The organism is Meiothermus hypogaeus (assembly GCF_003574035.1).
Taxonomy (GTDB): domain Bacteria; phylum Deinococcota; class Deinococci; order Deinococcales; family Thermaceae; genus Meiothermus; species Meiothermus hypogaeus.
In genome coordinates this window covers 16,146-25,780 of the sequence record NZ_QWKY01000047.1, presented here as the reverse complement: position 1 = coordinate 25,780, position 9,635 = coordinate 16,146, and the positions used below count along the sequence as shown (strand labels likewise).

The 9,635-nt window shown below is 58.1% G+C and carries 20 protein-coding genes; 19 read left to right on the top strand and 1 reads right to left on the bottom strand.

Annotated features, from left to right (window positions below; genetic code table 11):
• Positions 1 to 181: hypothetical protein (locus Mhypo_RS18365; RefSeq protein WP_206074918.1), on the bottom strand; the 181-nt coding region annotated here is incomplete at its 3' end.
• A gap of 10 nt (positions 182 to 191) precedes the next feature.
• Between Mhypo_RS18365 and Mhypo_RS11895 the strand changes: the two genes are divergently transcribed.
• The 19 genes from Mhypo_RS11895 (at position 192) to Mhypo_RS11815 (ending at position 9,561) form a co-directional block, all read left to right on the top strand.
• Complete coding sequence (locus Mhypo_RS11895) at positions 192 to 701, top strand: hypothetical protein (protein ID WP_119341509.1); 510 nt, start codon at positions 192 to 194, stop codon at positions 699 to 701.
• A gap of 73 nt (positions 702 to 774) precedes the next feature.
• Positions 775 to 1,290: a M23 family metallopeptidase gene (locus Mhypo_RS11890; RefSeq protein WP_206074917.1), complete on the top strand. Its 516-nt coding sequence runs from the start codon at positions 775 to 777 to the stop codon at positions 1,288 to 1,290.
• Positions 1,274 to 1,468, top strand: coding sequence for a hypothetical protein (locus Mhypo_RS11885; protein WP_119341507.1), 195 nt, complete (start codon positions 1,274 to 1,276; stop codon positions 1,466 to 1,468). The genes Mhypo_RS11890 and Mhypo_RS11885 overlap by 17 nt, the downstream gene beginning before the upstream one ends.
• Before the next feature lie 132 nt (positions 1,469 to 1,600).
• Positions 1,601 to 1,813 carry a hypothetical protein gene (locus Mhypo_RS17945; RefSeq protein WP_147075438.1) on the top strand — a complete coding sequence of 71 codons (213 nt, stop codon included), beginning with the start codon at positions 1,601 to 1,603 and terminating at the stop codon, positions 1,811 to 1,813.
• 39 nt (positions 1,814 to 1,852) lie between these two features.
• Positions 1,853 to 2,032 carry a hypothetical protein gene (locus Mhypo_RS18155; protein ID WP_170148282.1) on the top strand — a complete coding sequence of 60 codons (180 nt, stop codon included), beginning with the start codon at positions 1,853 to 1,855 and terminating at the stop codon, positions 2,030 to 2,032.
• Entirely contained in the window at positions 2,010 to 2,474 is a 465-nt protein-coding gene (locus Mhypo_RS11880) for a type II toxin-antitoxin system VapC family toxin (protein ID WP_170148281.1), read from the top strand. The genes Mhypo_RS18155 and Mhypo_RS11880 overlap by 23 nt, the downstream gene beginning before the upstream one ends.
• Positions 2,464 to 3,132 carry an AAA family ATPase gene (locus Mhypo_RS11875; RefSeq protein ID WP_119341505.1) on the top strand — a complete coding sequence of 223 codons (669 nt, stop codon included), beginning with the start codon at positions 2,464 to 2,466 and terminating at the stop codon, positions 3,130 to 3,132. The genes Mhypo_RS11880 and Mhypo_RS11875 overlap by 11 nt, the downstream gene beginning before the upstream one ends.
• Before the next feature lie 72 nt (positions 3,133 to 3,204).
• Complete coding sequence (locus Mhypo_RS11870) at positions 3,205 to 3,621, top strand: hypothetical protein (RefSeq protein WP_119341504.1); 417 nt, start codon at positions 3,205 to 3,207, stop codon at positions 3,619 to 3,621.
• 9 nt (positions 3,622 to 3,630) lie between these two features.
• Positions 3,631 to 4,140: a hypothetical protein gene (locus Mhypo_RS11865; protein ID WP_119341503.1), complete on the top strand. Its 510-nt coding sequence runs from the start codon at positions 3,631 to 3,633 to the stop codon at positions 4,138 to 4,140.
• A 6-nt stretch (positions 4,141 to 4,146) separates the two neighbouring features.
• Positions 4,147 to 5,019, top strand: a complete 873-nt coding sequence (locus Mhypo_RS11860) for a hypothetical protein (protein ID WP_240637236.1) — start codon at positions 4,147 to 4,149, stop codon at positions 5,017 to 5,019.
• 9 nt (positions 5,020 to 5,028) lie between these two features.
• Positions 5,029 to 5,388: a hypothetical protein gene (locus Mhypo_RS11855; protein ID WP_119341502.1), complete on the top strand. Its 360-nt coding sequence runs from the start codon at positions 5,029 to 5,031 to the stop codon at positions 5,386 to 5,388.
• Positions 5,388 to 5,735 (top strand): hypothetical protein, encoded by a 348-nt coding sequence (locus Mhypo_RS11850; RefSeq protein ID WP_119341501.1) that lies wholly within the window; start codon positions 5,388 to 5,390, stop codon positions 5,733 to 5,735. Before Mhypo_RS11855 ends, Mhypo_RS11850 begins: the two co-directional genes overlap by 1 nt.
• Positions 5,732 to 6,382: a hypothetical protein gene (locus Mhypo_RS11845; protein WP_119341500.1), complete on the top strand. Its 651-nt coding sequence runs from the start codon at positions 5,732 to 5,734 to the stop codon at positions 6,380 to 6,382. The genes Mhypo_RS11850 and Mhypo_RS11845 overlap by 4 nt, the downstream gene beginning before the upstream one ends.
• Positions 6,382 to 6,621 carry a hypothetical protein gene (locus Mhypo_RS11840; protein ID WP_119341499.1) on the top strand — a complete coding sequence of 80 codons (240 nt, stop codon included), beginning with the start codon at positions 6,382 to 6,384 and terminating at the stop codon, positions 6,619 to 6,621. The genes Mhypo_RS11845 and Mhypo_RS11840 overlap by 1 nt, the downstream gene beginning before the upstream one ends.
• Positions 6,600 to 6,791: a hypothetical protein gene (locus Mhypo_RS11835; RefSeq protein ID WP_119341498.1), complete on the top strand. Its 192-nt coding sequence runs from the start codon at positions 6,600 to 6,602 to the stop codon at positions 6,789 to 6,791. Before Mhypo_RS11840 ends, Mhypo_RS11835 begins: the two co-directional genes overlap by 22 nt.
• Positions 6,792 to 7,452: 661 nt before the next feature.
• Positions 7,453 to 7,872 carry a hypothetical protein gene (locus Mhypo_RS11830; protein ID WP_119341497.1) on the top strand — a complete coding sequence of 140 codons (420 nt, stop codon included), beginning with the start codon at positions 7,453 to 7,455 and terminating at the stop codon, positions 7,870 to 7,872.
• A gap of 1 nt (position 7,873) precedes the next feature.
• Positions 7,874 to 8,014 (top strand): hypothetical protein, encoded by a 141-nt coding sequence (locus Mhypo_RS18150; protein WP_170148280.1) that lies wholly within the window; start codon positions 7,874 to 7,876, stop codon positions 8,012 to 8,014.
• Positions 8,015 to 8,158: 144 nt separating this feature from the next.
• Positions 8,159 to 8,584, top strand: coding sequence for a hypothetical protein (locus Mhypo_RS11820; protein ID WP_119341495.1), 426 nt, complete (start codon positions 8,159 to 8,161; stop codon positions 8,582 to 8,584).
• Positions 8,581 to 9,561 (top strand): hypothetical protein, encoded by a 981-nt coding sequence (locus Mhypo_RS11815; protein ID WP_119341494.1) that lies wholly within the window; start codon positions 8,581 to 8,583, stop codon positions 9,559 to 9,561. The genes Mhypo_RS11820 and Mhypo_RS11815 overlap by 4 nt, the downstream gene beginning before the upstream one ends.
• Positions 9,562 to 9,635: the final 74 nt, after the last annotated feature.

Sequence of the window (9,635 nt, the reverse complement as noted above, 5' to 3'; positions counted from 1 at the left end):
CGAGCAGCCCGAAGAAAAAAAACAGCCAGAGCCACAGCCAACCACAGAAAAATCTTTTGCACAAGAACCACAAATCGCGAAAGAGGAAAAAGCCAAAAAACACTCTGGCAAAGGTAAATCCCTGCCCCTGGTAGGAATTGCCCTGGCCGCCCTGGCCGCCATCGTAGCGGTGACCAGTCAAGGAACAACCTATGGAAGCAAGCAATCCCCTCGAGCCGAACAACCCCATACCCCCCAGCCCGCCGGTGGAAACCGAGGCATCATCTGGGAGTGAAGCATTTGCTCCGCTGGAAAGCGAAACGCCCTTTGAGGAAATTCCAAGTGCACCTGAGGCAATTATTCCTTTTACGGGCGAGGAAATCGTCAACGGCACCGCCATGATGCTGGCCCTGGGCCTGCGCTTCCAGACCCCGGAGGAGGTGCAGGCCTTTACCACCACCTACCGAGCCGGAGTGGTGCCGATGCTGCCTCCGGCTGCCGTACTGGATGCGCTCAAGGTGGGCGAGGCGCTGGCCGAGTACGGCATCGGCAAAAACCGCATGCCCGGCATGGGCAATCTGGCCGATTTGCCGCCCTGGCTGCGGCTGGTGGTGGGAGGGCTGGTGTTGGCAATGAGCGCCTATGGAGGAATCAATGCCGCCAAAGCTGCCCGGGTGGGCATGGCTGATACTGCTGGGGATTCTGCTGCTGCTACTAACTAGGAGCAGGCGGGGGGGCCTGATGTTGCCGTGCCCACAAACAGACATACCCAGAAGCGGACGGTACTTCTGGCCGATGAACCCTATGAAGGCCCGACCCGATGTAACGTTCATGGATCCCAACTACCCGGCTGACTGGGGAATCCATACCGGGGTAGACCTGAACCACCCGGACGGCGGCGATTCCGACCTGGGCCAGCCCATACATGCGATAACCGATGGGCGCGTAGAGGCGGTGCTGAAAAACATCGGGCCATCCTGGGGCAACATTGTGGTTTTGTGGCACCCGGGGCCGGGAGTCTGGACGCGCTATGCGCACCTGGAAAAAGTGCTGGTGCAGCGCTGCCAGGTGGTGAGTGCGGGGCAGGTCATCGGCACCGTGGGCAAGGGGTTTGGCAACCGCTGGCAGGCGCACCTGCATCTCGACGTTTTGAAAAAGAGGCCCGAGCGCTGGGATGACTGGCCTGGGCAGGACAGGGCCCGGCTCCTCGAGCACTACCTCGACCCCTGGGCCTTCCTGCAAAAGCAGGCCCAGGCAGGCCGGATAAACAAGCCGCAATACTGGATAGGAAGGTATGCAAACATCGCCTGATTTACCGCTGTTTGAGCTGGCCGTATTAGCCGGAGGCCTCTACCTGGGCCTGGGCCGCGTCAAGAACCTACGGACGGGGCAGGGCTGCCCCAAATGCGAGACCGTGCAGGCAATAGTAGCCTTTGGCCTGGCTGCGTGGGCGGGGTGGGAAATCTGGACACACTATGGCTCAAAATAAAAAACAACTTTTGCGAAGGTATAATGGCCTTGAGCGACAAATACGAATACACCTACGCAAAATCGATCAAGAGCAAAATAAGCCATATCCAGACCAGGGCTGTATAAAAAAGTGGAAAAAGGAGATCGGAGCATGGCGATCAGAATTGAAAAGGATAAAAAAACGCTTGGGCCAATGAGCATTGAAAAACTTTACTGGGACGAACTATGGCAAGAAATAGCTAACCTGCAAACAATGTACCGCCAAGCTCAGCAAGGCGAAGACGAAAAAACCAAACAAGCTATAGTGGATAGCATCACCCACCTTATAGGCCACCTCAAAGTGATACTGGAAGATGGCCGGTAACGAGGCGTCCCCGAAGGAGTTTTGTGATATGCTGGGAACATGAAGCGTGCAGCCCCCAAAACGCCAAAACCAAAAACCATCGGCCCGAACCCAAGCTCATGGGCAGATGATTTTGTGGTCATCGAACCCACCAACCCCGACAAAAGGCCGCTACCTCCACAGGTCAAACTCAAAGGCAAAAAAAGCTCGCTTGAATATGTCAAAGAACAGCGAAGATGAGCTGATTGTCTTTGATACCAACGCGCTGATCCAGTTACACACACAAGAACGGTTCAGTAATTTGGCCTTGTCGATTTACCAAAAGGCCAAATATATCGGCGTTTGCAATCTGGTAGTGCCTGAAATAGCGGGCGCAGCCGGGGCTATGGTAAGAAACAAAAGCCTCAGTAAACGCGATAGAGCGAAAATCCAATCCTTTTTGCTGGATAATCTAGAAAACTGGCTGGTACTTCCGGTTTCAAAAAAGGTTTGTCGCAAAGCATTCGACCTATGCCAAAAACACCCCCTCAAAGGAGCAGACGCCGTACATCTGGCCGCTGCCCTAGCTATGCAGCTATTTCGTGAACTACGCTTTTTCACCCTAGACAAAACCCTGTACCAGGCCACCCAAAAAGAAAAAGTCCCCGTGGTGACCATTCCGGAGTTCGAGCGTGGCCGGTAGGCAGACCTTTCGAATGCTCATTGTGGGCAAGTCGGGCTCGGGAAAGTCCACCCTGGCGCGGGAAATCATCCGACGTATGCAGGGGCGCTACCGCCACCTGGTCATCGTCAACCGCAAACGCGAGTTTGCCGAGCTGTGCGAAGGGCGCTACACGGTGAAGGAGGACGGCGACCCCCAGCCTGCCCTAAAGCGCCACCGCCGGGTGATTTTCCAGGTCACCGGCTACGACCCCAGGCCCTTCCTGGACAATCTGGGCCAGGCGATCATGCGAATGCAGGATGTGCTGCTGGTGCTCGATGAGGCCCACCACTTTTTTCCCAGGGGGCAGACCCCTAAAGGGCTCTTCGAGGTGCTCACCGGTGGGCGGGAAGCGGGGCATAACGCCATATTCATCACCCAGATGCTCCAGGGGGCCACGGGCGGGATTGACCCCGGGGTAAGAAGGCAGGCCTCACATCTGGTAACGTTTCGGGTAACTGAGCCTCGAGAGGTAGCAGCGGTGGCCGACATGTTCCCCGAGCTGGGGGAAGGGGTAAAAAGCCTGGCCCGACCCGAGAGCGGCCTGCCGCCCGAGTACGGCATCAAAGACCTGGATCGGGATTTTGCGGGAGTGGTCAAAAGAGCAAACCAGGGCCGGGTATTTGTACGGCTGGAATAGCCGTCCGGCTTAGCCGTCCATCCTGGCCTTGATTTTCCGCCAACAGCCTTTCAGCCTGGGTGCAGGAGGCATATGGCAGAAAATCAAGCATCGCAAGCAAGCAGCGATATGCGCAAACTGGCCAGCGCCAGCAACCCCCTACAGGTGGTGCAAAACCCGATTGTGGTAAGCACCAGCCTGGGGGTGCTGGGCGCGTACTGGTTACGCAAAACGCTATACACGCAGCGCCGGGACATCTTTGGCTGGGCTGACCGCAAAGATGGCCGGGTGGTGTACTGGCAGGTAGACAAAAACGGCAAGCCCATTGTGGGCAAGGAAAACCAGAACGCCTACACATCCCGGATTGTTTTTAACCTAGCGGGGGTGCTGCTTGGCACAATTCTGATCAACAACAACCTGATTGAGGATGCAACCGCAGATTATATCGGTCTGGGGGTGGCCGCCGGATCGTTTGCGAATCTGGTCATGACCCTATTCCAGATTGACTAAGGAGAAAAGATGCAAGAAGCCTTTGAACGAATCAAACAAGTAAACCCGAGTGCCCGACCCATCACCGTGCTCTTTACAAGCCCTGAGTTTTCCGCTTACAGCGGCAAACAGCGTACAAAAGTCGGTATCTTCACGGTGCCGCGCGGTGCCGCCTGGGTGCTGCCAAATCCGCTGCCCCTAATCGCCAAGCTGTACGACAACGCCGGCAACCAGATTCCGCCGGACTCTGACCTGATCATCGCCAAGCGTTCGCGCCCGGATGATCACCCCGAGTTCATCGCCAAAGTGCAGTATGCCGCCTACTATGACCTGACCGAAAGCCAGCAGCGGGATGCAAAGTATTACCAGAACATCCTTCAAACCCTGGCACCTTTGCGAGTAGGGGCGCAGATTCAGGCGATTCGATTCCGGCAAGAGGAGCAGCTCGAGGTCTACGTAGAAAGCAGCGTGAGTGTAGATCTGACCAAGCCCGGTACCCGGTTGGAGCTGCCCGCCGGGGTAGACAACTCCAACGTGTAGGGGGAAATGATGGGCCTCTTTGAACAACTGCGCGACAACATCAGCCGGGGTCTGGGGGCCCTGCAAGGCCGCCGCCCTGTCAATCCTGAGCCGGTGGCCCCTGTAGCTCCAATGCAAGCCCAGGCCGCCATGCCCGATAGCCCGTGGCTGACCGCCTGGCTGGATGAAGAAGATTTCAGCGCTAGCGGTCTCCCCTATCGGCCCAACGAATGGTTTAGCCTGGCCCAGTTCCGGGTGCCGGAAGATCGGCAGGTACAAATTCGATCTGGCGAGCGACGCATCCGCATGTATCTCAAGGGACTGGCCGTGCGTGCCGGGCAAAACCTGGGCGCACCCGCTGCTCGCAACGTGGTTGTGCCCAATCTGATTGAAACCCGGCAGGCCTCGCCCACCCTGCCAACGCTATTCCACCCCGAGATAGCGGTATGGGCGCTGGTGGGGTCTAACTGGCAAAAGTGCCCCATCACTGCTATCAACTACAACACCAACACCATCACCTTTACCGAGCCCGCTGGGGTCACCAGCAACACCGGGATCGAAATCTACTACACCCACAGCGACGGGCAATTCCGCTTCAGGATTTTGCGCGAGCTGGGCGGAGTAGACGATTCGGCAGCCACCGCCTTCAACGGCAGCTTTTCAGCGCTTCACAGCCTCGAGCAGTCCAACCTGGAAGCTATGTGGGCCTGGGCCAACGAGGTAAACCTGGTACCCGGTATGCGGGTCAGCCTCGAGGTGTACACCACCAATGTGCCGATGATCTGGAATGATAGAGCTAATCACTATCTGCACATCTACGCGGAAAGCCGGAAATTGAATGTGCTGGATCGCAGCCGCCTGGTGAAGATGGCCGAGCTGTCGGCAAGGAACAACCTGTAGGGGGACACTATGAGCTTTGGCGTCTCCAACGCGCTGGCCAATCCCTACAGCAACTATGCGGCTGGGGGCTATGACCCCATGCCGATGGCGGCCCCTTCTGGCTCCAATAGCCCGGACTGGCTCAAAGCCATCAATGACATCGTGAGCGCTGTGGATGCCGGGCTGGACATTTACGAGCGCATTGACTACCCCTCATGGAAACGGGCCCAGGATGCCCTGGCGCTGGAACGTGAACGCCGTCTGCAAGAGCAGGCAAAGGCAAATCAAGCCCAGGCCCAGGCCGCCGGCACGCCCGCCTGGCTGTGGGTGGCGCTGGGGGTGGGTGGGGTCGCCGTGCTGTTGTTGGTGGTCAAACAAATCAAGGAATAATGGAAATGGAACCGCTGACGGCTATTTTGGGATTTGCAGGGGGGCTGCTCAACTGGGACGCCCGCCGCCGTCAAGCGGATGTGGCCTACGAAGCGCTCCGGGTAGAAAAGGAGCGCATCGAGGCCGATGTGCGCCTGGGAATAGCAACCCTGGAAGCCAAGCAACGCCTGGCCCAGATCGAGGCCGAGATGCAGCGCATTTTGGCGCGGGAGAAGGGCGACACTGACCGCACCCGCGCCTACTATTCCTTCGCCAAAACCCGCGCCTTCAGCGGGGCCCTGGTAGCCCTGGCCGGGGTGGCCCTGGTGGCCGGGGCCTTCTACCTGGCCGAAAGGGGGGCTGCATGAGCAACGCTGCCCTAGTGCTGGGAGTGGCCGGGGTAGCCGTGGTGGGTGTGGGCCTGGTGCTGGCCAATCAAAAAGCCGAGGCAGAAAAGAAAGTAGACAGCCTGGCTCCTGGATCTGACGCTACTGCGCCCAATATTCCGACACACACCAACGCGCCCACCGAAGAGCAGAAAAACGCCACACTGCTTCAGCTACTGACCAGCTACCGCTCCGACCTGGCCCGGCTGGAATCTGAACAGCTGACAGTGCAAATCGAAATGCAGCAAATCGAAAGTGCAGGAGCGCGGGCTTGTGAAGGGTATGCCGTAGATCCGGAGTTCACCTACCGGTGCAATGGTTTTCCCGTATGCGGCATTAATGAGTGGTGGGAGCTGACCGGACAGAAAGTGAATCAGACCATTCTGGGCCAGTGCAAAGCCGCCGTGACCGGTGTTGGTAGCCTGGCAGATCGCACTGTAGAAATGAGGGGCGACCACAACAAGCAACGCTGGGAGCAATTGATGGGCATCATCCGCCAGGGCCAGGCCCAGGCCCAGGATGCCGCCGCCAAATATCAAAAAGCGAAGGCGCGGCTACGAGAAATAAGCCAGCAAATTGCGGATATACAAAAGAAAATCTCCGATCTGAATGCCAAAGGGGTGTACTGATGGGCGAGATTGCGGCCTGGAAAGCCATTGCTGACCTGGGGATGGGCATGGTCAGCCTGGTGGCCCTGGTTGTGATCAGCCTCAGATTGCTCGCCAGCGTTAGCGATACGCATAAAGAAGTGAGGCTGATCCGCCTCGAGTTGCACCGGGCCATCGGCTATATGCAGGCGTATTTCAGTCGCCAGGGGGTGCACTTCAGAAAAGAGGATGATGAAGCATGGACGGAAAAACGCTCCTGATCATTGGATTGACGGCAGGCCTCGCTTTGTGGCTGGGCATTATGGTGGGCCAGCGTCAATCTGAAAGCTACGCGGGACCAGCCGAACCGGTGGGGCCTGGGCAGGTGGATACCGGCGATACCGGCACCATTGGGCAGGTGCCCGATCCGGGAGGTGTGGTGTGGACGTGAAGCTGTTAGTTGGAGGGGTAGCCCTGGCCGGGATAGGGATGGGGGCCTACATCCTGGCAAACCGAAAACAGCAAAGCACCCCCACTGCGCCCAGCTACCCCAGCCCCACCACGCCAACACCCAGCCCGGTGCCGCCGATTGCCGATGCTGGAGATTTCATGTGCGCCCAGGTGGTGACCAAATGTGCGGATGGTTCCTGGGCCAGCACGCCGTGCGGGTGCCGGGATAGAGGAGGAGTAGCAAAACCAGACCCGGCTACCGTGATTTACGAACCTCAACCTATGCCAGCGCCCGAAGTCATTGCAGTTGCCGGGGGGCCGGTGCAAGCCATAGAACCGATAATTGCGCCTCCGACAGTGCAAGTGTACTCAGACATTGACGACCGGCCCATCTGGGATCGCTCAGAAGGGCCTCTATGGAGCTAAAGATGGCAGCGGATAAAGAAACTCTTTTGACTGTACTGGTGCTGGGCGGCCTGGCCCTGGGAGGATATTGGTTGATTAGACAATCTGGGCAGGCTGCACAACCACAACCCACACCAGAACCGCTTCCTGCGCCGCCAAACACAGGAAATAGCGACGTGGTAAATCCAAGCCCTTTTGGCTATAGCGTAGGCGATCCGTGCAAGCGATTCCCGAGCCTCTGTAAGTTTTGGTGAAGTATGAACCTGACCGACTTTATCCCCCCAACCCAAACCTGGATCGTCTGGGCAGTACAGGCCGCCCTGGCTGTTGGCGTGATCTCGCTGTTGGCTGGTCTGCTGGTTGCCGTGCTGGGCAAGGTGCCCTTTGTGGGCCCGGTGCTGGCCAGCCTGGTGCGCATCATCGGAGGAAACTACGAAAAATGGTTGGCCGAACGCTTGCCCAAAATGGCAGAGCAGGCAGTGCTGGCAGTTGAAGAGCGCTATCGCAAAAGCGATTTGCCGCCAGAGGTGCGAGCTACCGAAAAAATGCGCGAGGCGGTGGAGCTGGTGGAACAGATGGCACCGGGGGTAAACCGCTCGATTGCCAAAGCGGCTATTGAATCGGCGCTGACTCGCATGAGGAGCGCCTACATGGAGCAGAAAGCGAGGTTGAACTGAGATGAACGCAAACCTGAACCTGGACTTTGGTGATGGCTTCCGCTTTGGCCTGGGCTACATGACCGCTGCCCTGGTAGCCCTGGGGGTGGTGGCAGTGCTGGGCGCGATACTGGGAGTGGCAGCCAGTGGAAAGCAGCAGTAACGCACCCACCTTTTGGGAGTCCTACCGTAACGGGGTGGGCCTGGCCCTGGGCCTGGCCACGGTGTATTTGCTGATTCTCGCATTGCTGGGCTGGTTGGTGAGCAAGCAACTGGAAACCCCAACAAAACCTAAGGAGAGCTCCGCATGTTCAACTTCCTGGCAAACCTGAATCCCAACGATCTGCTAGCCGCGCTGGACGAGCTGCGGGCCAGCGCGGCTCAGATGAAGTGCATAGAAGATCGCTTAGCGGCGATGCAGCGGATGCTCGAGTACGAGTTTGGATCCCCCGTGCGCGACCTGCCGGCGCACGACCCGCGCAACCTGCCGCTAATCGCACAAATCACAGCCGGACTGGTGGATGTGCAGGCTGGGCTGGGGAAACCCGGCACACGGGGCCACATCGCGAACGTTGGAGACAACCCGGCAGATCTGTACTTCCATGCCCGTGGCAAACGAGTAGGGCCTTACAAGCTGCTGTCGGGGGCAACCCTTGACCTAAGTTTTGCCCTCGAACAGCTCGAGGTCATCCCAGACCCCGCCGGAACCGTTGTGCAAATTCATCTGCAATGATCACGCCTATCGCCCACACCAGCAAACGAGGACGGCACCACCTGCCCGAGGTGGCGCTGTACCGGGGCCCACAGGCCATAGGTGTTGTGGGCGATGGGAGCTTTAGCGCACTATTTGGGTTCTCCTGGGCCTGCATCTGGAATAAGGGGTTGAAGCTTTACAAAGAGGCAGGAGGCACGTGGCTGGAACAGAACAGCCCTGAGCCGCTGCCACAGCTGCAAAATACAGATCGGCATCTATCGTGCCAATCCGACCAGGCCGCCCGGCCAATGATTGCCTGGGAGCGCTCTGGCAGTGTGTATGTGTGGTTCTGGGATCCAGTGGCGGTGCAATTTGATGTAGAAAATCTGGGGCCTGGGGTAGACCCGGTGCTGCTCATGGACGCCCAGCTAAATGGAATAGTGGGCAATTCAGATGGAGTGCTGTTTTATCTGGATAGCAGTAGAACAGAAGTAAAATATCGGCTCCAGCGCGACCGATGGGCGACTGAGTACAGCCTGGCCTTATTGCCAGAACCTATGTATCTGGATCAGGCCATAGTGCTTCCCTGGCGCTATGAGCTGCTACTGGGCAACGAAACAACGCCTACCTACGCATTGCGTTCAGCCCTCTATCCGATTGATGTTGGCACAGAGTATTTGGCAGGACAGGTAAACGCATTGAATGGGACATATCTGCCTGCTCGCATAGATGCCGCCGCGCTCGAGGCCCTGGCCGGCCAGATCGAGCCCAGGCCGGGCAGCTATGCCCCAGCAGCAATTTTTTTGAGTGCTACCGAGGCCCTGGCCGGCCAGATCGAGCCCAGGCCAGGCACCTATGCGCTGGCAGTCATACGTGCCAATCCGGCAACTGAGGCTCTCGCCGGCCAGATCGAGCCCAGGCCAGGCACCTATGCGCTGGCAGTCATACGTGCCAATCCGGCAACTGAGGCCCTGGCCGGCCAGATCGAGCCACTTAACGGACGGTATCACCTATGAAATTGACTATGAAATTGAATCACCTAACGCCCGAAATCACAGCTCGAGTCCCCCTCTCCGTTGGCGTAAGAGCC

Coding starts and splice junctions, on each gene's coding strand:
- Mhypo_RS11815 (WP_119341494.1), top strand. CDS start 8,581: ATGATCACGCCTATCGCCCACACCAGCAAACGAGGACGGCACCACCTG.
- Mhypo_RS11840 (WP_119341499.1), top strand. CDS start 6,382: ATGGGCGAGATTGCGGCCTGGAAAGCCATTGCTGACCTGGGGATGGGC.
- Mhypo_RS11835 (WP_119341498.1), top strand. CDS start 6,600: ATGGACGGAAAAACGCTCCTGATCATTGGATTGACGGCAGGCCTCGCT.
- Mhypo_RS11870 (WP_119341504.1), top strand. CDS start 3,205: ATGGCAGAAAATCAAGCATCGCAAGCAAGCAGCGATATGCGCAAACTG.
- Mhypo_RS11845 (WP_119341500.1), top strand. CDS start 5,732: ATGAGCAACGCTGCCCTAGTGCTGGGAGTGGCCGGGGTAGCCGTGGTG.
- Mhypo_RS17945 (WP_147075438.1), top strand. CDS start 1,601: ATGGCGATCAGAATTGAAAAGGATAAAAAAACGCTTGGGCCAATGAGC.
- Mhypo_RS11890 (WP_206074917.1), top strand. CDS start 775: ATGAACCCTATGAAGGCCCGACCCGATGTAACGTTCATGGATCCCAAC.
- Mhypo_RS18155 (WP_170148282.1), top strand. CDS start 1,853: ATGAAGCGTGCAGCCCCCAAAACGCCAAAACCAAAAACCATCGGCCCG.
- Mhypo_RS11885 (WP_119341507.1), top strand. CDS start 1,274: ATGCAAACATCGCCTGATTTACCGCTGTTTGAGCTGGCCGTATTAGCC.
- Mhypo_RS18150 (WP_170148280.1), top strand. CDS start 7,874: ATGAACGCAAACCTGAACCTGGACTTTGGTGATGGCTTCCGCTTTGGC.
- Mhypo_RS11865 (WP_119341503.1), top strand. CDS start 3,631: ATGCAAGAAGCCTTTGAACGAATCAAACAAGTAAACCCGAGTGCCCGA.
- Mhypo_RS11820 (WP_119341495.1), top strand. CDS start 8,159: ATGTTCAACTTCCTGGCAAACCTGAATCCCAACGATCTGCTAGCCGCG.
- Mhypo_RS11895 (WP_119341509.1), top strand. CDS start 192: ATGGAAGCAAGCAATCCCCTCGAGCCGAACAACCCCATACCCCCCAGC.
- Mhypo_RS11880 (WP_170148281.1), top strand. CDS start 2,010: ATGTCAAAGAACAGCGAAGATGAGCTGATTGTCTTTGATACCAACGCG.
- Mhypo_RS11855 (WP_119341502.1), top strand. CDS start 5,029: ATGAGCTTTGGCGTCTCCAACGCGCTGGCCAATCCCTACAGCAACTAT.
- Mhypo_RS11850 (WP_119341501.1), top strand. CDS start 5,388: ATGGAAATGGAACCGCTGACGGCTATTTTGGGATTTGCAGGGGGGCTG.
- Mhypo_RS11830 (WP_119341497.1), top strand. CDS start 7,453: ATGAACCTGACCGACTTTATCCCCCCAACCCAAACCTGGATCGTCTGG.
- Mhypo_RS11860 (WP_240637236.1), top strand. CDS start 4,147: ATGATGGGCCTCTTTGAACAACTGCGCGACAACATCAGCCGGGGTCTG.